General features: G+C 69.4%; 17 protein-coding genes. 8 read left to right on the plus strand and 9 right to left on the minus strand.

Annotated features, from left to right (window positions below; all coding sequences use genetic code 11):
* Nucleotides 1-87: 87 nt before the first annotated feature.
* Both ACXKZF_RS03100 and ACXKZF_RS03105 read left to right on the plus strand, forming a co-directional pair.
* Complete coding sequence (locus ACXKZF_RS03100) at nucleotides 88-2,004, plus strand: dynamin family protein (protein ID WP_488985348.1); 1,917 nt, start codon at nucleotides 88-90, stop codon at nucleotides 2,002-2,004.
* Nucleotides 2,001-3,533 (plus strand): dynamin family protein, encoded by a 1,533-nt coding sequence (locus ACXKZF_RS03105; protein WP_488985349.1) that lies wholly within the window; start codon nucleotides 2,001-2,003, stop codon nucleotides 3,531-3,533. Before ACXKZF_RS03100 ends, ACXKZF_RS03105 begins: the two co-directional genes overlap by 4 nt.
* Nucleotides 3,534-3,581: 48 nt before the next feature.
* Here ACXKZF_RS03105 and ACXKZF_RS03110 read toward each other — a convergent pair whose 3' ends face one another.
* From ACXKZF_RS03110 to ACXKZF_RS03125, 4 genes are all read right to left on the minus strand, one after another.
* Nucleotides 3,582-4,280, minus strand: coding sequence for a hypothetical protein (locus ACXKZF_RS03110; protein WP_156459267.1), 699 nt, complete (start codon nucleotides 4,278-4,280; stop codon nucleotides 3,582-3,584).
* Complete coding sequence (locus ACXKZF_RS03115) at nucleotides 4,267-5,010, minus strand: IniB N-terminal domain-containing protein (protein WP_055959076.1); 744 nt, start codon at nucleotides 5,008-5,010, stop codon at nucleotides 4,267-4,269. Before ACXKZF_RS03115 ends, ACXKZF_RS03110 begins: the two co-directional genes overlap by 14 nt.
* A 91-nt stretch (nucleotides 5,011-5,101) precedes the next feature.
* Entirely contained in the window at nucleotides 5,102-7,678 is a 2,577-nt protein-coding gene (locus ACXKZF_RS03120) for a helix-turn-helix transcriptional regulator (protein ID WP_488985350.1), read from the minus strand.
* A gap of 26 nt (nucleotides 7,679-7,704) precedes the next feature.
* The gene (locus ACXKZF_RS03125; protein ID WP_488985351.1) at nucleotides 7,705-9,627 is read right to left on the minus strand and encodes an Hsp70 family protein; all 1,923 of its coding nucleotides are present in this window, start codon (nucleotides 9,625-9,627) and stop codon (nucleotides 7,705-7,707) included.
* A gap of 398 nt (nucleotides 9,628-10,025) precedes the next feature.
* Between ACXKZF_RS03125 and groES the strand changes: the two genes are divergently transcribed.
* The 3 genes from groES (at nucleotide 10,026) to ACXKZF_RS03140 (ending at nucleotide 12,901) form a co-directional block, all read left to right on the plus strand.
* Complete coding sequence (gene groES, locus ACXKZF_RS03130) at nucleotides 10,026-10,322, plus strand: co-chaperone GroES (RefSeq protein ID WP_039394204.1); 297 nt, start codon at nucleotides 10,026-10,028, stop codon at nucleotides 10,320-10,322.
* A 152-nt stretch (nucleotides 10,323-10,474) separates the two neighbouring features.
* Nucleotides 10,475-11,416 carry an EamA family transporter RarD gene (gene rarD / locus ACXKZF_RS03135; RefSeq protein ID WP_243222740.1) on the plus strand — a complete coding sequence of 314 codons (942 nt, stop codon included), beginning with the start codon at nucleotides 10,475-10,477 and terminating at the stop codon, nucleotides 11,414-11,416.
* Between the two features lie 195 nt (nucleotides 11,417-11,611).
* On the plus strand, nucleotides 11,612-12,901 hold the full coding sequence (locus ACXKZF_RS03140; protein ID WP_243222739.1) for an ABC transporter substrate-binding protein: 1,290 nt from the start codon (nucleotides 11,612-11,614) through the stop codon (nucleotides 12,899-12,901).
* A gap of 188 nt (nucleotides 12,902-13,089) precedes the next feature.
* On the opposite strand, the gene ACXKZF_RS03145 is transcribed toward ACXKZF_RS03140, so the two are convergent.
* The 5 genes from ACXKZF_RS03145 to ACXKZF_RS03165 are packed head-to-tail and all read right to left on the minus strand — an operon-like array spanning nucleotide 13,090 to nucleotide 17,914.
* Entirely contained in the window at nucleotides 13,090-13,878 is a 789-nt protein-coding gene (locus ACXKZF_RS03145) for a hypothetical protein (RefSeq protein WP_243222738.1), read from the minus strand.
* 38 nt (nucleotides 13,879-13,916) lie between these two features.
* Complete coding sequence (locus tag ACXKZF_RS03150) at nucleotides 13,917-14,699, minus strand: ABC transporter ATP-binding protein (RefSeq protein WP_243222737.1); 783 nt, start codon at nucleotides 14,697-14,699, stop codon at nucleotides 13,917-13,919.
* Nucleotides 14,699-15,631, minus strand: coding sequence for an ABC transporter ATP-binding protein (locus ACXKZF_RS03155; RefSeq protein WP_055959055.1), 933 nt, complete (start codon nucleotides 15,629-15,631; stop codon nucleotides 14,699-14,701). The genes ACXKZF_RS03150 and ACXKZF_RS03155 overlap by 1 nt, the downstream gene beginning before the upstream one ends.
* Complete coding sequence (locus tag ACXKZF_RS03160) at nucleotides 15,624-16,604, minus strand: branched-chain amino acid ABC transporter permease (protein WP_055959053.1); 981 nt, start codon at nucleotides 16,602-16,604, stop codon at nucleotides 15,624-15,626. The genes ACXKZF_RS03155 and ACXKZF_RS03160 overlap by 8 nt, the downstream gene beginning before the upstream one ends.
* Before the next feature lie 11 nt (nucleotides 16,605-16,615).
* Complete coding sequence (locus ACXKZF_RS03165) at nucleotides 16,616-17,914, minus strand: branched-chain amino acid ABC transporter permease (protein WP_488985352.1); 1,299 nt, start codon at nucleotides 17,912-17,914, stop codon at nucleotides 16,616-16,618.
* 302 nt (nucleotides 17,915-18,216) lie between these two features.
* Between ACXKZF_RS03165 and guaB the strand changes: the two genes are divergently transcribed.
* The 3 genes from guaB (at nucleotide 18,217) to ACXKZF_RS03180 (ending at nucleotide 21,592) form a co-directional block, all read left to right on the plus strand.
* Nucleotides 18,217-19,719 carry an IMP dehydrogenase gene (guaB, locus tag ACXKZF_RS03170; RefSeq protein ID WP_055959046.1) on the plus strand — a complete coding sequence of 501 codons (1,503 nt, stop codon included), beginning with the start codon at nucleotides 18,217-18,219 and terminating at the stop codon, nucleotides 19,717-19,719.
* Nucleotides 19,720-19,792: 73 nt separating this feature from the next.
* Nucleotides 19,793-20,461 carry a TMEM175 family protein gene (locus ACXKZF_RS03175; RefSeq protein ID WP_243222735.1) on the plus strand — a complete coding sequence of 223 codons (669 nt, stop codon included), beginning with the start codon at nucleotides 19,793-19,795 and terminating at the stop codon, nucleotides 20,459-20,461.
* Nucleotides 20,462-20,476: 15 nt separating this feature from the next.
* Nucleotides 20,477-21,592, plus strand: a complete 1,116-nt coding sequence (locus ACXKZF_RS03180; RefSeq protein WP_055959040.1) for a GuaB3 family IMP dehydrogenase-related protein — start codon at nucleotides 20,477-20,479, stop codon at nucleotides 21,590-21,592.
* Nucleotides 21,593-21,594 lie beyond the last annotated feature (2 nt).

Genomic DNA, 21,594 nt, shown 5'->3' on the forward strand with positions numbered 1-21,594 from the left:
CTGGGCGGGTTCTCCCGCCCGGGGCTATCGTCGTTCCCAGATCCTTCGACGTCGAAGAGGCGTCGGCCCGACCGAGAGGTTCCCCGCGTGTCCGCACCGGCCCAGCCCACCACGTCTCCCGCGCCGAACGGTGCCGCCGAGGACGGGAGGAAGAGCCCGGCGCCGGCAGCCGAACTGGCAGCCCTCGTCGAACGGGCGCGCAAGTACTCCGGAGTCCTCGGGCGTGAGGACCTGGTCGAGAAGCTGACGAGCACCCGTGCCCGGCTGCAGGACCCGCACGTGCGCGTGGTCATCGTCGGGCAGTTCAAGCAGGGCAAGAGCAAGTTGGTCAACGCCCTCATCAACGCCCCCGCCTGCGCCGTCGACGACGACATCGCCACCAGCGTGCCGACCTCCGTGGGCTACGCCGAGGAGCCATCCGCGACCGTGCTCGTGAAACGCGAGAGCGGAGAGTCGCACGAGGTCCGCCGCGTCGACATCCCCTTCGAGCGTCTCTCCGATTACGTCACCTCCCGCGCCGATGACGAGCAGGACGGTGACGTGGTGGGCGCCGAGGTGCTGCTGCCGCGCGAGATCCTCAAAGGGGGTCTGCGCATCGTGGACTCGCCCGGAGTCGGCGGGCTCGAATCGACCCGCTCCCTCGCCACCCTCGCCGCCCTCACGACCGCGCACGCCGTGCTTCTGGTCTCCGACGCGTCGCAGGAGTACACCGAGCCCGAGATCCAGTTCCTGCGCCACGCGATGCGCATCTCGCCGAACGTCGCGGCCGTGCTGTCGAAGACCGATCTCTACCCCGAGTGGCGCGAGATCCAGCGCGTCGACGAGAAGCATCTGAACGAGCTGGGCGTCGACATCGACGACGTCCCCGTCTTCGCCGTCTCGAGCGACCTGCGGTTGCTGGCTGCGGAGCAGCAGGACCGCGAACTGAACGACGAGTCCGGCTTCCCCGAGCTCGTGGCGCATCTGCGCCGCGACGTGCTGGGCAAGGCGGAGAACCTGAACCGCCGCGCCGCCGTTCACGACCTGCTGACCGTGTCGGACCAGCTCTCCCTGGCCGTGAAGACGGAGCTCAACGCCCTGCTGCACCCCGAGGACACGCCGGGCATGATCGCCCGGCTCGAGGATGCCAAGGCCAAGGCCGACGATTTCCGCAGCCGCACGTCCCGCTGGCAGGTCACGCTCTCCGACGGTATCGCCGACCTGATCTCCGACACCGAGCACGACTTGCGCGATCGCCTCCGCAAGGTGCAGCGCGAGGGCGAGACCGCCATCGACGAGGGCGACCCGGGCCCCATCTGGGAGCAGATCGCCGAGTGGGTCGACCAGCGGGTGAATGCCGCGGTCTCCGAGACGTTCGTCTGGACCAACGAGCGGTCCCAGTGGTTGGCCGAGCAGGTGGCCGACGAGTTCCGCATGGGCGAGGGCTCGATCCCCCTGATCGACGTCGCCGGCACCGACGGCCTGCTCGACCCGGTCGAGGAGCTGCAGCATCTCGACGACGGCAAGATGGGCGCCGCCGAGAAGATCTACATCGGCGTGCGCGGCTCCTACGGCGGCGTGCTGATGGTGGGACTCGCCACCAGCATCGTCGGCCTCTCGCTCATCAACCCGCTGTCGCTGCTCGCCGGCGTCCTGGTGGGTCGCCGCGCCTTCCGCGAAGACATGTCCTCGCGACTGCTGCGTCGGCAGAACGAGGCGAAGAACCTCCTGCGTCGTCACATCGAAGACACCGTCTTCCAGGTGGGCAAGCAGCTGAAGGACCGTCTGCGCGTCGTCCAGCGCACCGCCCGCGACCACTTCGGCTCGATCGCCGAAGAACTGCACCGCTCGCTCAGCGACTCGGTGCTGGTGGCCAAGCAGGCCGCGGCCACCTACACCGCCGACCGTGACAAGCGCATCACCACACTGCAGGCGCAGCTGCGCGACATCGAGGCCCTGCGCGGCCGCATCCCCACGGCCGAGCTTGAGGCGGCACGCCCCGCCCGCGCGGCGGTCGGGCGGTGAGCGCCGGGCTGCCCGAGGTCGCCCGCATCGTCGACGACGCCCTGAGCGCGTACGCCGATGACGCGGCCGCGGTCGAGGTGCTGGAGTCGTTCCGCGCGCGGCTGCGTGAGCCCCTGCGCCTGGCCGTGGCCGGCATCGTCAAGGCGGGCAAGTCGACCCTGCTGAACGCCCTCATCGGCGAGCGGATCGCCCCGACCGACGCGGGGGAGTGCACGCGCACGATCACCTGGTACCGCTACGGATCGACCGCGCGCGTGGATCTCCGCCTGCACGACGGCCGTCGGATCTCGCGTCCGGTGCGCCGGCACGAGGGGCGCCTGGTGCTGGACATGGGCGGGTTCACCGCCGAAGAGGTCGCCTGGATCGATGTGGCGTGGCCGAGCGAGAGCCTCCGTTCCACGGTCCTCATCGACACGCCGGGAATCGCCTCGCTGACCGTCGAGAACTCGGCGCGATCGACTGACTTCTTCATCCCGAAAGACACCCCGACGGCGGCGGATGCCATCATCTATCTGCTCCGCCACGTGCACGCCGAAGACCTCAAGTTCCTCGAGGCCTTCCGCGACACCGCCGCGGGGGAATCGCAGACCGTCAACGCCCTGGCCGTCCTCTCCCGCGCCGACGAGATCGGCTCGGGCCGCATCGACTCGCTGCTGTCGGCGGCCAAGATCGCCGACCGGTACCGTCGCGACGGCGAATTGCGGTCCCTGGCGCTCGACGTGGTGCCGGTGGCCGGACTCCTCGCCGAGGGCGGACGCACACTCCGCGAGAGCGAGTTCATCGCCCTCCGCCATATCGCGTTGATGGACCGCGGGACGCGCGACAAGCTGCTGCTGACCGTCGACCGCTTCACCCGCGCCACCGACGACACCGCCCTGAGCGTGGAGATACGCCGCGGCCTGTTGCGTCGCTTCGGCCTGTTCGGGGTGCGGCTGGCGGCGGCGCTCATCCGCGGCGGCGCGACGACATCGTCGGCTCTGTCCGACCGGCTCGTGCAGCAGAGCGGCCTGGTCGAGGTGCAGCGCTTCGTCGAGGACCAGTTCCGCGGTCGCGCCTTCGCGCTGAAGGCGCGCGGCATCCTGCACAGTGTCGAACGTCTCGTTCGCGAGCGCCCGCGCCCGCACACCGCCGGGCTGCTGGCTTCCATCGAGCGCCTCACGGCGCAGAGTCACGATCTGCGCGAGCTGTCGCTGCTGGCGGAGCTGCGCACGGCCCCGCCCGAACTCGACGCCGAGGCGCTCGCCGAGGCGGAGCGGATCGTGGGCGGGTCGGGACTCGCGCCCGCGCGCCGGTTGGGTCTCGGCGACGATGCGGCGCCTCCCGCGCAGCGCGAGCGCATCGACGGCCTGCTCGCGCACTGGCACTCCCTCGCGGAGTCGCCCCTCACCGATCGCCACACCGCCGACCTGTGCCGCGGCGTGGTCCGCAGCGTCGAGGGCGCGGCATCCGATCTGCTCGGGCCTGACGCGACCGGTGACGCCGACCGCGGTGTCGCGTCGGACGCGGTGCTCTCGCGCGGACCTGCCTGACGCGAAACAGAAGCGGCATCCGTCCGTCGAGGATCGGATGCCGCTTCGTCAGAACTCGGCTGAGGGGCTGCTGCCGGGACTGCCCCGCCGGATGTCGTGCTTGCGTCGGGTCCAGCGCAGAGCCGCCGGGATTACCGAGAACAGCAGACCGAGCGCCGACAGGCCGAGTTGGATCAGCAGCAGCCGATCCAGCGGCACACCCCGGTCGCCGACGGCCACGAACTGCCGCGCCGCCAGGACCGTCACGGCCAGGAACAGCAGGATTCCGAGCATCCACCACCGCGCGTTGTTGCGGCGGTTGTTGAACGACACGAGCGAGGTGATCTGCACCAGCAGCACCGTGACCAGCGCGCCGAAGACGCACCAGAAGACGATGTCGGCGGCGGTGCTGACCGTCTCGGACGGCCGCGAGGAATCGACCCCACGCACGATCGCCTCGATGTCGGGATCGATCGTCTGGCGGATGATGAAGAGGTACCCCACGGTGATGGCGCCGACGACCAGGCTGAGCACCCAGCTGATCTGCGCGAGGCGCACCGCGGCGGGCGGCGGCATCTTGACCATGACGGGGGCTGCGGCCTTGTCGTGCAGCGCGGGACGCTCGGGCTTGACGGCCTTGGGGGGCGGTTCGTACGGCGGCGGTGCCGGCGAGCGGCGCACCTGCGCTTGAGGCGCGGGCGCACCGGAACGGCGGGTGAGCTCGTGAGAGCCCACCCGCCGTTCCGAAGGCGTGTCAGAGGGTGTCATCCGAGGTGTCTTCGATGATGACATCGTTGCCCGAGTCGAACACGACGGTGGTGTCCTCGTCGACCGAGGTGTCGACCGTCGTGTCGGTGGTGTCGTTGAACGAGTCGTCGACCACGACGTCCGTCGAGGAGTCGTTGGCCGAATCGGTCAGGTCGACGTCGGTGGAGTTGTCGGTCGTCTCGGTGGTCTCGTCGGTGTCGTTGTACGAGCCGTCGATGTCGGTGTTCGTCTCGTCGTTGCCGATGTTGACGTCGTTGCCGGCGTTGATATCGGTGGAGTTGTCGAGAGTGGTGTCCTGATCGACGTCGTTGCCGGCGGCGATCGCGTCGTCACCCGAGGCGACGACGGCTTCGTTGCCGAAGGTCTGGTTGACGTCGCCGTTGGCCCAGATGTTCTGGTTCACCGACTGGTCGACGATCGTGTCACGGTCGTCGATGTGGGTGTAAGACAGCTGGGTGGTGATCGACTTGATCTCCTTGACCACCGGGTTCCACTCCGGCTTGGGACCCACCGGAACCGGCGCGGGCTGGGGGTTCACGATCACGTGGGGCTTCTCGGCGATGACCGGGGCGACCGAGCACACGTCCGCGTACGAGACGTTGTTCAACCCCCGTGCCGCCATCGCGCCTTCCGGGTCTTCTTCGAACTCGGCTGCGGCCTCCGGATCGCGTAGGAGGCTCAGGATGAATTCGATCAGCGCATCTGCCATGGTCGCCAGCGTGACGCTCATTGGGGTCTCCTCACGGTTGTTCCTTGGGATCGACGTTAGGTCGAGGGGGTGTAGGTGCGCGTCGGGGGGAACCCCCATAGCGCGGGGTGGGTCATAGGGGTTTGGCGGACGCGAGCACCCTGGCGGATCGCGCGTCGTCGCCGGTGGCCTCCGCCGTCGGTTCCGGGGCATGCGAACCGTCGTCGAGAGCCATGCGCAGACGGCTCATGAGGTCCGAGCGCGAGGTGGCGCCCAGGCGCCTGCGGATGCGGGCGATGTGGTGCTCGGCGGTGCGCGGCGAGATGAAGATCGTCTCGCCGATCTCGGCGTAGGTCTTGCCCTGCAGCACCAGTGCGGCGACCTCTCGCTCGCGTTCGCTCAGGATGCCGGAACCCTCGGCCGCGCGCGTGGGCACCGGAACCGGGCCGGTGTCGCTCACCGGGGTCACGGGCGTCTCCGCGCGCTCTCGCGGGTGGAGCTGGCGGGCGCACGCGAGGAGGCGCGCGATGATACGTCGATCGGTCGACTTGCTCGCGCCGTGACTGGCCAGGCGCGCACCGTCCCAGGCGAACCCGCTCGCCGCGAGGCCGGCGGCGGACTCTTCGATGGCATCCACGTCGACGACGCCGGTGAGGACGTCCGTCCACACCCGTCCGGCGCGTGCCAGGCGGGCCGCCAGGGGCGAGTGCTCGGCCGCGGCCCGCAGGGCCCGCGCGTGCACCGTGAGCTCCTCGGGACTGCCCAGCAGGATGCTGGCGTGCAGGCCCGACCACTGCAGGCTCGTCTCCCACAGGGCCGGCCGTCCGAGAGCGGTCAGAAGCTGCTCGGCCCGTTCGAGCGACGAGCGCACGGCGCTGAATTCGCCGACACGGGCCGCCGACACGGCGAACTCGCCGAGGGGGACGAGGGTGAACAGGTCGATCTGAACGCGCAGCAGGGACTCCTGTGCGCGCTGCCAGACCGGCGGGAGCTCGGAGGGCTGGCCGTTGCGGCGCACGAGCCCGAGCTCGACGGCATCGGCGAGCAGACGATCGCGCGCGCCGAGAGGGCGTCCGCCGGTCGCCGCACGCAGGGCGTTCTCGGCCTCCGACGCGTGCTCGCGCTGCAGGGCGACCCACGCGCGCCAGAGCAGCAGTCGCGGAGCGGCCCACGCGCCGCCCTGCGCGCCGGCGATCGCGGCATCCAGCACCCGTTGGGCGACGGCCGCCTCGCCCCCGTGCAGGGCGACGAGCGCGGCGATCACGGCCGGCAGTTCGGGGAGAGGCGCGTCGCTCCCGGACGCGGTGTACATCTCGCTGGCACGCACGAGATCCTGCAGACCGTCGTGGCCGCCGGTGTCGAGCGAGGCCCGGAGGCCTCGCGAGAGGAGCTCGAGCGAGACACCGTGGGCGGTCGGAATGGTGCGCACGGGTGCGGAGACGGGCGTTGCGGCCGGATCGGTGTGACCGGCGCCCGCGGCGGCGATCGTCCACTTCGCGCGGCTCTCGGATGTCGTCGGCACACCGCCGCGGTAGACCTGGGCCCCGAGATCCATGTCGCCGCGCATCGCCCAGACGGCGGCGGCCATGTCGAGAGCGGCGTCGCCGGGAGCGTCGGAGCCCGCGAGCAGACGGTCGACGAAGGTCCCGGCGGCATCCACGTCGCCCAGTGCCCACGCGGCCCGTGCGCGTCGCACGTCGAGGGTGGCCGAGGGGGCTCCCGCACGGTCGGCCGCTTCGTAGAGTGCGGCCGCCTTCGCCGGATCGCGCGACAGTTCGCGGTCACCGTCGGCGACCAGGGCGGATGCCACCCGTTCGTCCGTCGTGCCGCCCAGGAGCGCCTGCACCGAGGCGGCGTCGCGAACGAGCCGCGCGGAGTACAACTCGAGCAGGCGGTCGGCGGTCAGTCGGGCGCGCACGGCGTCTCGCACGAGCGGAACGGTGCGTCCGCCGCGCTGCAGCAGACCGGCGTCGTATCCGGCGGCGCAGGCGGGGCCGGCGCCGGCGTCCAGCGCGGAGCGTTCGTCGAGGCACAGCGCTTCGACGGCGAGCCGCAGCGACGGGTCGAGGGAATCGATGCGGTGCGAGACGAGGTCGTCCAGCGACCGGGCGATCTCGTCGTGGTCGCACCGGCCGTCGCAGATCGCGTCACCGTGCAGCACGAGCGCCTCGGCGGTCAGCCAGGCCAGACCTCCGGTGGCCTCGAGCAGGCGCGTGAGGCACTCTCGCGACGAGTCCGTCGCCTCGGCGCCCAGGTGCGCGGTGACGTCGGACATCGTGATGTGTCCGAGCAGCATGGGCGGCTGGTGGCGTTCGATGTCGTCGATCAGCGCGCGAAGGGCGGGGGAGTCGGGGTCGGGACGGGTGGCGAGCAGCACCGTCGCGGTTCCCGTGCGCAGCCGCTCCGCCAGCGCGGACAGCGTCTCATCGTCGAGGAGGTGCGCGTCGTCGACGACGACGACCGCGTCCCGCGCGGCGGGGAGGTCGGAGAGGTGCGTCAGTGCGACGGGGGAGACTCCGGCCGCGCGCAATGCCGTGAAGAGGTGGCGCAGCACGCGGGATTTCCCGGAGCCGGCCGTTCCCACGACCGCGAGCGGTGCGGGCTCCACTGCCGCGACGGAGGCATCGAGGAGGGCGCGTGCGACGCGCGGCAGCAACAGCGACTCGAGGTCGCCGTGGGCAGCATCGGAGGACGTGTTCGAGATCGACATCGGTGGTGATCTTCCGACGACGCGCGTCAGGGCGTGGGCTCGGCGGAGGCGGGCGGCGTCTCGGGGGCCGGAGAGCTGGTCTCGGCCGGTTGCTCCGCCGGCGGCGAGGTCTCGGTCGGCGGCGGGTTCTCCGTCGACGGAGACGGAGCCGGCTCCTCGGTGGTGGGCGGGTCGGTGACCGGAGTCTCGGTGACCGGCGTTTCGGTCGGCGAGGTGGTGGGGGCCGGGTCGGAGGGCGAGGGGGCGGTCGTCGTCGGGTCGGTCGACGGAGTTCCGGTCGACGGCTCCGACGGCGTCGACGACGAGGGCTCGGTGGCCGGGGCGGGGTTACCGCCCCCGCCGCCGCCGCCGCCCGAGGCCTGCTGCTGCGCGGGTGGTGCCGCGGAGGGGCTGCGCTGCTCGGCGGCCTGGGGCGTCAGTCGCTGGGGGGTGCGCTGACGCTCCTCGGTACGGTTCGTCGCCCGGGTCTCCTCGGGGGCGGCAGCCTCCTGCGATGCGGCGGGCTGGTCGGCGACGGGCTGCACCGCGGGGGCCGCGATGCTCGGCGGGGGCGACGAGGGCGTGTCGAGGGGATCGAAAAGCCGCACCTCGAGATCGGCGGCGAGGGGCTGGGAGGTGACGGCCATCCCCGTGCGGGCGAGGATGCCGACGCCCAGGGCGGGCACGCTCACGACGCCCACGGTCACGGTCAGAACGGCCACTCCCGCCGCGACGTACGCCGTGGCGGGAACGCGACGGAACCACGGAGCACGCTTCCCGGTCCGATCGGCGGTGAAGCCGTCTTCCGCGGACGTGTCATCGAGATCGTCATCGTCCGGGACGTCGTCGTCATCGACGTCCGCGATCGCGACGGAATGCAGACCTCCTCCGGCGGCGGTGCGAGCGGCGCCCAAGGCGATGATCGCTTTGGGATCGGCGTCGACGGCGATGGGGCGGTCGAAGCGCTCCGAAAGCAGCTGCGCCACGCGGGGGATGCGGGAGGTACCGCCCGTGAGCAGGATCGCGTCGAGGTCGTCGGCGGTCAGCCCGGACTGCTCCAGCGCGATCTCGAGCACCTCGACGGTGCGCTCGATCTCGGGTTCGATCATGTCCTCGAACTCGGCGCGGGTCAGACGGACGGCGCCGTGCCCGTCGCCGATGAGCACCGGCACGACGGCCTCGCCGTCGAACGACAGCGATTCCTTGGCGTCGACGCACTCGCGTCGGAGCGACGCCAGCGCCATGCGGAGGCCCGCATCGGACTCCACGCCCGCGAGGGCGGATGCCGGGATGCCGGCGGCACGGACGGTGTGACGCAGCACGATGTCGTCGAAGTCGGCGCCGCCCAGGTCGGGGATTCCGATGGGGCTGCCGACGAAGTCAACGGTGCCGTCGGGCATCTTCTGGAGGATGACGGTGTCGAAGGTGCCGCCGCCGAAGTCGTAGACCGCCAGCGCGCGGCCGCTGTCGAGGGGGTGCGTCGATTCGTAGTGGCGTGCGGCGGCCTCGGGCTCGGTGATGACCTGCACGTCGCTCCAGCCGAGGCGGCCGATGGCGTCGCGCACCAGTTGCGTGCGGTACTCGCCCCAGGTGACGGGGACCGAGACGGCGATGCCGGCGGGGTGCTGTCCTTCACGCTCGACCGCGGTGCCGATCACCCACCCCACGACGAGGGCGTAGAGGTCCTGCGGCGAGAAGCGCCGGTCTCCGGCCACGATGGGCACGTCATCGCCGATACGGCGCTTGAACTCGCGCACCAGACGCTCCGGCTGGGCAGTGCCCCGACGCTCCGCGGCGTCACCGAACAGCAGTCCGCTGTCCGAGACGAAGACGGTCGTCGGAGTGCTGTCGGCGTTGCGCCCTAGCGGCAGCGATGCTGCCAGCAGCGCCCCGTCCGGCGCGGAGCGCGCAGTCGCTGCCGCAGTCCTGCTCGTCCCGACATCAATCGCCAAGAAGTACGGCGTAGCCATGTGTTCGACCCCCCGGGGGCGCACAGAAGCGCCGCATGGCACCCCTGAATCCCCCGACTCTCCGAGCTCGACGACGAGCCCGCTTGTGTTCCACCGACCCATGCCCCCTGCATGTGTCGACGCTGTGCCTGAAGTGTTGCACACCCGTAAACAGGATGAAAGGGCAGGTGAGATGGGTATGACTCATGGCGTAAAGGTGCAATACTTCGCGCCGCTCCGGCGCACGCTCGCCGCAGTCTGCGCGTTGGGGCCGATCAGATCGTCTCGCGTCTCGAACGCCCCAATCGGCGACACGTTGGCACTCGCATTGCACGAGTGCCAACCCTTCTCTAGACTCTGGTTAGCACTCTCCCCGCGTGAGTGCTGACAAGTCTTCTGTAACGAGAAAGAGGTAGACCGTGTCGGTTTCCATCAAGCCGCTCGAGGACCGGATCGTCATCAAGCAGGTCGAGGCTGAGCAGACCACCGCGAGTGGTCTCGTCATCCCCGATACCGCCAAAGAGAAGCCGCAGGAGGGCGAAGTCGTCGCCGTCGGCCCCGGCCGCATCGACGACAACGGCAACCGTGTCCCCCTCGACGTCGCCGTCGGTGACCGCGTGCTCTACAGCAAGTACGGCGGCACCGAGGTCAAGTTCGGCGCCGACGAGTACCTGGTGCTCTCGGCTCGCGACGTCCTGGCGGTCGTCGTCCGCTGATCGCGTGACCCTGACGAAGACCCCGGATGCCATGGCATCCGGGGTCTTCGTCGTTCGATCGGCCCGCGCGGCTCGTCGTTCGCCTGCGGGGATGGCAGGAAAGCGGGGCTCGACGGCGGCCCCCGCCTCGACGCCGCGCATAGGCTGAGAAAGTGACCGCCGCCCCTCCCGCTCCCGCCGGCGGGAGCACCCGCGGTGCGCTGTACGCGCTGAGTGCCTACCTGCTCTGGGGCGTCCTGCCGATCTACTTCCTGCAGCTCCAGCCGACCGACCCCTTCGAGGTCGTGGCGTGGCGCATCATCCTGGCCTTCGCGTTCTGCCTGCTGCTGCTCACCGTGTTGCGCGCGTGGCGGCCCTTCCTGGCGATCGTGCGGCAGCCCCGACTGATGGCGCTCACCGCCCTCGCCGGCGTGCTCATCTACGTCAACTGGCAGACCTACCTGATCGGGGCGCTGACCGGGCACGTCATCGAGACGAGCCTCGGCTACTTCACCAACCCGATCGTCACGGTCCTGCTCGGTGTCATCGTGCTGCGCGAGCGGCTGCGCGTCCTCCCGTGGATCGCGGTGGGCATCGCGGTCGTCGCGGTCGTCGTCATCGTCGTCGGCTACGGCTCCTTCCCGTGGATCGCCCTGACGCTGGCGTTCTCGTTCGGGTTCTACGGTCTGGTGAAGAAGCAGATCGGCCCGTCGGTGGATGCCGTGAGCGGTCTGACCCTCGAGTCGCTGTGGCTCCTGCCGGTTGCCGCGATCCAGCTGGTGTTCGTCGCGAACATCTCGGGGATCACGCTGGGCACCGTCGGAGTGCTCCACACGGTGCTCCTCCTCTCGGCCGGCGTCGTGACGGCCATTCCGCTGCTGCTGTTCGCGTCGGGCGCCCGGCGGGTGCCGCTGACGGTGATCGGGCTGCTGCAATTCGTGGCGCCCGTCATCCAGTTCGTCATCGGGGTCTGGGTGCTCCACGAGCCGATGACCCTCGAGCGCTGGCTCGGCTTCGCCCTGGTCTGGGTGGCGCTGGTGCTCTTGAGTGCCGATTCGATCGTGGCCTCGCGGCGTCACCGTCGCGCGGTGGCCGATGTCGCCGAGCCGGTGTGAGTCCCGCGATTTCTGCGTTTACCGGCTGTATCCGTCCGTTCTCGTTGCGGCGCGGCCGACCGTTATGCGCCCGTGACCGCGGGGACGCACATCGTTAACGAACGGCAACATGCGGAAAACGTGCATCCGATTAGGTTGGGGGAATCAGGTGACCCCATGGGTCTTCCCCCACGTTCATCCACAGCAAGGAGCACTATGAACGTCTTCCCGCGCACGCGCAGCGCCCGACTCCTCGGCGGTCTCGCCCTGGTCGGCGCCAGCGCGCTCGTCCTCGCCGGTTGTGCCGGTGGTGGCGGCGATGCCGCCGCACCCAGCGCGTCCTCCGACGGTGGCAGCGGTGCCGTCTCGACGGCCGACGGTGCGTTCCACGTCGGCACGATCCTCCCCGCCACGGGTAACCTCGCCTTCCTCGGCCCGCCCGAGGTCGCCGGTGTGAAGCTCGCCGTGCAAGACATCGAGGCCGCGGGCGATGCGTTCCCGTTCTCAGTCGAACTGACCGAGCGCGACTCGGGTGACACCACCACCGACATCGCCACGCAGTCGGCCACCGAGCTCGTCGATGCCGGTGCCGACGTCGTCATCGGTGCGGCTTCGTCGGGTGTGTCCTTCACCTTCGTCGACCAGCTGGTCAACGCCGGTGTCGTCCAGATCTCGCCGGCCAACACCTCGCCCGACTTCACGACCTACGCCGACGACGGGTACTACTGGCGCACCGCGCCGTCCGACGTTCTGCAGGGCCGCGTGCTCGGCAACCTGATGGTCGGTGACGGTGCCGCCAACGTCGGCATCATCTACATCAACGACCCCTATGGCATCGGCCTGAAGGACAACGCGACGACGGCCATCGAGGCCGCCGGTGGCGAGGTCTCCGTCGCGGTCCCGTACAACCCGGGTGACACGGTCTTCACGTCGCAGGTCGACGAGCTGCTCGCGGCTCAGCCCGACGCCGTCGCGGTCATCGCGTTCGAAGAGACGTCGTCGATCATCCCGCAGCTCGTGAGCACGCAGGGTTACGCCGCGTCGAAGGTCTACTTCGTCGACGGCAACCTGTCGAACTCGTACGAGTTCCCCGCCGGTACCCTGCAGGGCGCCAAGGGCACGCTGCCCGGCAACCCGGCCGACACGACGTTCCAGTCGCGTCTGAAGGAGATCGACCCCGCGCTGACCGACTTCAGCTACGCACCGGAGTCCTACGACGCGGTCATCGTCGCAGCTCTCGCCGCGGCGCAGGCCAAGGACGACTCGGGCACCGCGATCCGCGACAACCTTCAGTCGGTTTCGGAAGAGGGCGAGAAGTGCACGACCTTCGCCGACTGCCTCGCGCTGATCAACGAGGGCACCGACATCGACTACGACGGTGTCTCCGGCCCGATCACCTTCGACGAGAACGGTGACCCGACCGAGGCGTACATCGGCATCTACCAGTACGGTGCCGACAACAAGTACACCCTGCTGAACACGGAGTTCGGCTCGCTCAACGAGTGACCTGATCACCACGCGAGGGGCCCGGATCTCAGGATCCGGGCCCCTTGGCGTTGCGTCGGCGGGGTGTCCTGTCGATCGTCGGAGGCCACGCTCCGCGAAGGTAAACCCGCCGACGGAGCGAGTTCCCTCCGCTGAATCGACCGTGCGATCACGGTGCGGGGAGATCCCGCTGGGGCAGTTCGCCGGGCTCAGCCCGCCGGGGTCAGTCCGCAGGCGCGTGCGGTGAGCACCAGAAGTTCATCGGCGACGTCCTTCGACCGTTGCAAGGGGACCACCACCTCGCGATCGTCGACGCGAGCGACCAGGTCGAAGAGCGTTCCCACCTTGTCCTCCGCGATGGCGTGGGCGTCGCAGCGCTGGGGTACCACGGTGACGTCGATGCTCGACGGCGCGTCACCCGCGGCGACCGCCACTCTCAGCGGCGCGGCGGAACCGGCCTCGAACCGCAGCAGGACGGTTCCCTGCAGAGCGACGAGTTCGGCGGAACCCTCGCCGCTGCGAGTCGGCTCGACGGCGAGGTGCAAGACGATCGATCCGTCTGGACCGGCATCCGCCCCCGACGCCGTCACCCGGACGACTGAGGCCAGATCCTCCCGGTCACACGCCGTGGCGCTCGTCCGCTCCAGCACGTCGAGGGCATCGGCCAGAGACACGGTCGTCGGCACGCCATCGACCGTAAGAGTCGCCTCGGGGGCCGCGGGGCCGTCGGTGCAGCGGATGGCCGGCAGGAATACCGGAAGATCGACGGTGCGTCCCGGGTCGAGCGTCGTCGGCCGCTCGGCATCCCAGTCCGCGGGGCCGTCCAGGACGGGGGAGGAGAAGGAAGCCGCCGTGAGGGTCGCGGGGGAGGACGACGTGTTGGTCACGCGTAGTTGTATCCGGTCGACGGCGATGTCACCGCGCTGCTGCACCAGGGCGACGTCGAACGATAGGGCGGGTGGGGTCGTGGCCGAACATGCCGCGAGTGCGGCGCTCATCAGTGTGAGCGCCGCACCCGCGGCCATCCGGCGCCGGATCAGGCTTCAGGCTCCTTGTGATCGCGCTTGGCGTCCTCGTCGGCGGCCAGTGTGCCGAGGTACAGCTCGATGACGCGGGGGTCGGTGAGAAGCTCCCGACCGGTTCCCGTGTACGCGTCCTTGCCCTGGTCGAGCACGTAGGCGCGGTGGCAGATCTGCAGGCATCGTCGCGCATTCTGCTCGACCATGATGATGGTCACGCCCGCGCGGTTGATCTCGGCCACGCGCAGGAACGTCTCGTCCTGGCGGACGGGGGAGAGCCCGGCCGACGGCTCGTCGAGCAACAGCACCGAGGGGTCCATCATGAGCGCGCGGCCCATGGCGACCATCTGACGCTCGCCGCCCGACAGTGACCCCGCGCGTTGACGGCGCCGCTTGGCCAACTCGGGGAACAGCCCGCTGACGAACTCGAAGCGCTCGGCGAAGGCCTTGGGACGCTGGAAGAGCCCCATTTGCAGGTTCTCTTCGATCGACAGGCTCGGGAACACGTTGTTGTTCTGCGGGACCATGCCGACGCCCTTGCCGACGAGCTTGTCGGCTTTCAGCGTGGTGATGTCTTCCCCGTTGAGCAGCACGGAGCCGCTGCGGATCTTGACCTGGCCGAAGATGGCTTTCAGCAGCGTCGACTTGCCGGCGCCGTTCGGGCCGATGATGCCGATCAGGTCGCCCTGGTAGGCGTCCACCGTGCAGCCGTTGAGGATGTTGACCCCGGGCAGGTACCCCGCGACCAGGTCGTCGGTGCGCAGCACCGCGGTGCGGGTGGCGGTCGAGGTGTCGGACATCAGAGCTTCCCGTCCTTTTCGTCGGCGATGAGCTCCGCCTCCGCCTCGGCGGCGGCCTCGGCCTGGATGGTCTCGAGCTGCGACGTGGTCATGTCGCCGAGATCGGTGTCGTGGTGCGCGCCCAGGTAGGCGTCGATCACCGCCTGGTCGGTCATGACGGTCTCGGGCGGACCCTCGGCCACCACGCGGCCCTCGGCCATGACGATGACCCAGTCCGAGATGTGGCGCACCATGTGCATGTCGTGCTCGACGAACAGGACGCTCATCCCCTCGCTCTTGAGGTTGAGGATGTGGCCCAGGAGGCTCTGGGTCAGCGCGGGGTTCACGCCGGCCATCGGCTCGTCGAGCATGACGAGCTTCGGGTCGCTCATCAGCGCACGCGCCATCTCGAGGAGCTTGCGCTGGCCGCCCGACAGCGACGCGGCGAAGTCCTCGCGCTTGGCATCCAATTTGAACCGGCGCAGCAGGTCGTCGGCCCGATCGGTGTTCGCCTGCTCCTGCGAGCGCCAGGTCGAGGGGATCAGGGCGCGGAAGATGTTCTCGCCCTTCTGCCCGCGGGCGCCGAGCAGCATGTTCTGCAGGACCGAGAGGCGCCCCAGCGACTTGGTGAGCTGGAAGGTGCGCACCATTCCCTTGCGCGAGACCTTGAATGCGGGTACCCCGGCGAGGTTCGACCCCTCGAAGCTCCAGCGACCCGTGTTCGGCTTGTCGAAGCCGGTCAGCAGATTGAACAACGTCGTCTTGCCGGCACCGTTCGGGCCGATCAGAGCGGTGATCTGTCCACGCGGGATCTCGAGGTGCTCGACATCGACGGCCTTGAGCCCGCCGAACTGCCGGGTGACGCCGTCGGCGACGACGATCGGGTCGACCTTGGCGCAGCCGGGGCCGACATCGCCCTTGACGAGCGGGTGGGTGAGGGTCGTGTCAGACATTGAACGACAGCTCCTTCTTGTTGCCGAAGATGCCCTGTGGTCGGAAGATCACCAGGAGCATCAGTCCGAGGCCGACGAGGATGAAGCGCACCTGCCCCGTCTGCGTGCTGGACATGAAGCCCAGGATGCCGACGTCGCGCAGCCCCACGATGATGCCGTTCGACAGCGACAGGAGCACCCAGAACAGCATCGATCCGACGATCGGGCCGAGCAGGGTCGCGGCGCCGCCGAGCAGCAGCGCCGTCCAGATGAAGAACGTCAGTGCCGTTCCGTAGTTACCGGGCTGCACCGCGCGGGGGAGGATGAACACCACACCCGCGAGGCCGCCCATGACACCGCCGAGCACGAGAGCCTGCATCTTGTAGGAGTAGACGTTCTTGCCGAGGCTGCGCACGGCGTCCTCGTCCTCGCGGATGCCCTTCACGACGCGGCCCCACGGGCTGCGCATCAGCAGGTAGACGAGGATCGTCGCGATGATGACGAGGCCCCAGCCGAAGACGCGGACCCACCAGTCGTTCGCGGAGTAGGTCCATGGCCCGATGCCGTAGGTGCCGGCCGGCAGGGGGTTGAGCGCCTGGAACTCGCGGTTGTAGCCGTTCAGTCCCTGCGAGCCGCCGGTGATGTCGGTCAGGCCCACCGTCGACACGACGTAGCGCACGATCTCGGCCGCCGCGATGGTGACGATCGCGAGGTAGTCGGCGCGCAGACGCAGGGTCGGGATGCCGAGCAGGAAGGCGAAGAGCACGGACGCGCCGATGGCGATGAGGATGGCCAGCCACACCGGTGCCGAGAGCGAGAGCGTCGCGATGGCGAAGGCGTAGGCGCCGACGGCCATGAAGCCCGCCTGACCGAAGTTGAGGAGCCCCGCGTAGCCGAAGTGCACGCTGAGTCCGATGGCGGCGAGGGCGTAGGCCGCGGTGGTCGGGCTGATGAGCTCGCCCGCGGCGTTGTTGAAGATCGAAAACCAGTCCATGTCGTCTTTCCTCAACCGATCCGCTCTTTACGACCGAGCACACCTTGCGGCCGGAACAGCAGCACGCCGATGAGCACGATCAGGGCCACCGCGTACCGCAGGTCGGGTGGGATGACGATGGTCGACAGCTCCGTGATGATGCCGATGATGAGCGAACCCACGAGTGCGCCGAACGCGCTCCCGAGTCCACCCAGCGTGACCGCGGCGAACAGCAGCAGAAGGATGGCGAAGCCCATGTCCCACGTGACGCCGCGGTAGAGGCCGTAGAGAACGCCCGAGAGGCCCGTGAGGGCACCGGCGAGCACCCAGACGATGCGGATCACCCGGTCGACGTTGATACCGGACGCGGCGGCGAGCGAGGCGTTGTCGCTGACAGCGCGCGTCGCCTTGCCGATGCGCGTGCGGGTGAGGAAGTACCCGACGAGGCCGAGCATCACGATGCTGATGCCCATGCTGATGATCGAGGTGAGCGTCACCGTGACGGGGCCGATGGTGACGTTGTCGGTGATGCCGGTCGCGATGTTGCGCGTTCCGCCGTCGAAGAAGTACAGGTACAGGTAGCGCAGCACGATCGACAGACCGATCGTGACGATCAGCACTTGGACCAAGCCCACCCCGCGTTTGCGCAGGGGTTTGAACAGCACGGCATCCTGGGTCCATCCGAGCGCGGCCGACAGCACCACCGTCAGCAGGATCGCCAGCAGCAGGTTCCAGCCCATCGCCGTGAAGATGTAGAAGATGATCGCGCCGAACGTGAGCATCTCGCCGTGGGCGAAGTTGTTCACGCCGGTCGTCCCGAAGATCAGTGAGATGCCGATCGCGGCCAGCGCCAGCAGCAGACCGAAGTTGAGGCCGTAGAAGAAGCGCGAGAACAGCGTGTCCCAGATGGTTCCGCTGGCCGCCGTCCCCTCGCCCGTCGGGAACAGCACGTTGACCGTGTTGGTCGTGCCGATCGTGACATCGCGGGTGACGTTGTCGGGATCGCGCGGGGCGACGCCGTCGGGCAGCGTGTCCACCTGCAGCTCGGCCGTGTACGCGCCCGGTCCGGGGACGGCGACCGACCAGCGCCCATCGGCGCCCGTCGTCCCGGTCTCGGAGAAGCCCGAACCGGAGACGAGCACCTCGACGCCCTCGACCGGATCCTCGCCCGCGCGGATGATGCCGCCGATCGAGTATTGGGTCGAGACGTCACCGGTGCCCGCCGAAGCGGCGGGGGTGGGCGCCTGCGTGGCCTGCGCCATCGCGGGTGTCGCGAAGAACAGGCTCAGGACGGCGACCGCGCTCGCGAAGAGCGACACGATCACAGCCATGCGGGACAAAGTTCGCGATCGTATCGCGGTGGGGGAGGGGTGACCCACGGAATCTCCAGTTCGGCAGCGCTGACGAAGTCGTCCCGTCAGCTTCGACGGTCGACGCTACGAGCGTAATGTGTCCAGGGTGTTTCGCCAGCCGGGTCGTTAGCGAACCGTGTCATCGTGCATGCGCATCGTGGCCAGCCGTTGCGGGAACAATTCATGGCTCCCCGACGCTTAGAATCGCAGGCGGAGCGCGCAGTGCGCGCCCCGGCCGACGACGTCCCCTTTCAACAGGCGCCGCGTGCGCAGGAGGATCCATGGAGCAGCACGACCCCTTCGGTTTCATCGGACTGACCTACGACGACGTCCTGCTCCTGCCGGGGCACACCGACGTCATCCCCAGCGAGGCCGACACGTCCTCGCGGCTCACGCGTCGCATCACCGTGGCGACACCCCTGCTCTCCAGCGCCATGGACACCGTGACCGAGGCCCGCATGGCGATCGCGATCGCGCGCCAGGGCGGGATTGGCATTGTGCACCGCAACCTGTCGATCGAAGATCAGGCGGGCATCGTCGATCAGGTCAAGCGCAGCGAGTCCGGTATGGTCTCCAACCCCATCACGACGACCCCGGATGCCACGGTGGCCGAGGTCGACGCCATGTGCGCGCAGTACCGCATCTCGGGTCTTCCCGTCATCGACCCCGACGGCGTGCTGGTGGGCATCATCACCAACCGCGACATGCGGTTCGTCTCGGGCTTCGAGCGTCAGACCACTCTCGTCAAAGACGTGATGACCAAGGACGGCTTGATCACGGGGCACGTCGGCATCCACGCCAACGACGTCATCGCGACCTTCGCCAAGCACCGCGTCGAGAAGCTCCCGCTCGTCGACGACGACGGCAAGCTCGCCGGTCTCATCACCATCAAGGACTTCGACAAGAGCGAGAAGTACCCCCTCGCCACGAAGGACGATCAGGGCCGGCTCCGCGTGGGCGCGGCGATCGGTTTCTTCGGTGACGCGTGGCAGCGCGCCGAGGCCCTGCGCGACGCGGGCGTCGACGTGCTCGTCGTCGACACCGCCAACGGGCAGTCGGCGGGCGTCATCGACATCGTCACGCGCCTCAAGGCCGATGCGTCCTTCGCACACATCGACGTCATCGGCGGCAACGTCGCCACCCGCGAGGGGGCACAGGCCCTCATCGACGCGGGAGTGGATGCCGTCAAGGTCGGCGTCGGACCGGGCTCCATCTGCACCACGCGCGTGGTCGCCGGCGTCGGCGTGCCCCAGGTCACCGCGATCTACGAGGCCGCGCAGGCCGCGATCCCCGCGGGCGTCCCCGTGATCGCCGACGGCGGGTTGCAGTACTCGGGAGACATCGCCAAGGCGCTCGTCGCCGGCGCCGACACCGTCATGCTCGGTTCACTCCTCGCCGGCACCGACGAGTCGCCGGGCGAGATCGTCTTCCAGGGCGGAAAGCAGTTCAAGCAGTACCGCGGCATGGGCTCGCTCGGGGCCCTCCAGACGCGCGGCAAGAAGACGTCCTACTCGAAGGACCGCTACTTCCAGGCCGACGTGCCCAGCGACGACAAGCTGATCCCCGAGGGGATCGAGGGTCAGGTGCCTTATCGCGGACCGGTCGCGGCCGTCGCCTACCAGCTCATCGGTGGCCTGCGTCAGTCGATGTTCTACGTGGGCGCCCGCACCGTCGAAGAGCTCAAGAGCAAGGGCCGTTTCGTGCGCATCACCTCGGCGGGCCTCAAGGAGTCGCACCCCCACGACGTGCAGATCGTCGTCGAGGCGCCCAACTACAAGAAGTAGACGCTCTTCTGAAGGGCCGGACGGGCGACCGTCCGGCCCTTCGTCGTCGCCGTCCGACGGCTACGCTGAGCGCATGATCCGGCGGAGGAGCCACCCCGACGCATTGGTGTCGGCGCGGCGTACAGAGGCGTTCACCGACGGGGTCTTCGCGATCGCGGCGACGCTGCTCGTGCTCGGTCTCACCGATCAGTCGCTGGGGACCGTGGGCTCTGATGCTGCGCTCGCCGCGGCGCTCGTCGAGTTGGCGCACCCGCTGTTCTCGTTCGTCGTCAGCTTCCTGATCCTGTGCCTCATGTGGATGACGCACGTGCGGCAGTTCGAATACATCGCGCGCATCGACGCCCTCGGCATGTGGATCAACGGCTTGCGTCTGCTGTTCGTTGTGCTGGTGCCCTTCACCTCCTCTCTCAACACCACGTACGACGACCTGTTGCTCGGGCGGGTGCTGTTGCCGGTGAACTTCTTCCTCGCGATCCTGCTCGGGTGGGTGCAGTGGGTGTGGGCGGTCCGCTCGGGGGCGATTCCCGACCTCACCCGCTCGGACGCCCGTCGGATCGGGCGCGCGGGTCTCAGCGCGGTCCTCATCAGTGCGGTGGTCGTCGCCGTCAGCCCTCTCCTCGGATCGATCGCGTTCCTGCTCTTCGCCTTCGACGGTCTGGTCACGCGGATGCTGCGCGGTGGCAACGACCCGGCGGAGGCACCGTCCGCCCCCGCCGACGGCGATGTCGGAGGGCGCGGGTAGGCTGGGCGGGTGACCATGGAGATCGACCTCGGCCGCGCCAAGCGCGCCCGCCGCGCCTACACCTTCGACGACATCGCCGTCGTGCCGTCGCGGCGCACGCGCAATCCCGAAGACGTCTCGACCGCGTGGACCATCGACGCGTTCTCTTTCGAGATCCCCGTGCTCGGCGCCCCGATGGACTCCGTCGTCAGCCCCCGCACCGCGATCGAGCTCGGGCGCCTCGGCGGCCTCGGTGTGCTCGACCTCGAGGGCCTGTGGACGCGCTACGACGACCCCGAGCCGCTCCTCGCCGAGATCGCGACGCTCCCCGAGGCCGATGCGACCCGCCGCATGCAGCAGCTCTACTCCGAGCCCATCAAGCCCGAGCTCGTGCGCGATCGCCTCGCCGAGGTGCGCGACGCGGGCGTCCCCGTCGCCGGAGCCCTGACCCCGCAGCGCACGCACGACCTCTACGAGACCGTCGTCGCCGCCGGCGTCGACCTCTTCGTCATCCGTGGCACCACGGTGTCGGCGGAGCACGTCTCGAAGGTCGCCGAGCCGCTGAACCTCAAAAAGTTCATCTACGACCTCGACGTGCCCGTCATCGTCGGCGGCGCCGCCACGTACACGGCGGCCCTGCACCTCATGCGCACGGGAGCCGCCGGCGTGCTCGTCGGCTTCGGCGGGGGAGCGGCCTCCACCACGCGCGCCACCCTCGGACTGCACGCGCCGATGGCCACGGCCGTCGCCGACGTCGCCGGCGCGCGCCGTGATTACCTCGACGAGTCGGGAGGCCGCTACGTGCACGTCATCGCCGACGGCGGCGTGGGCACCTCGGGCGACATCGTGAAGGCCCTCGCCATGGGAGCGGATGCCGTCATGCTGGGCGTCGCACTGGCTCGGGCGACCGACGCGCCCGGGCGCGGGTTCCACTGGGGCCCCGAAGCTCACCACGCGAAGCTGCCGCGCGGCCGTCGGGTCGCCGTCGACCGCGTCGGCCCGCTCGAGCAGATCCTCTACGGCCCGGCGCCCGTCGCCGACGGCACCGCCAACCTCATCGGGGCGCTGAAGAAGTCGATGGCCACCACCGGCTACTCCGACCTCAAGGAGTTCCAGCGCGTCGAGGTCGTCGTCGCCCCCTACGGTCACTGACC

Source organism: Microbacterium sp. ABR10 (genome assembly GCF_057812175.1).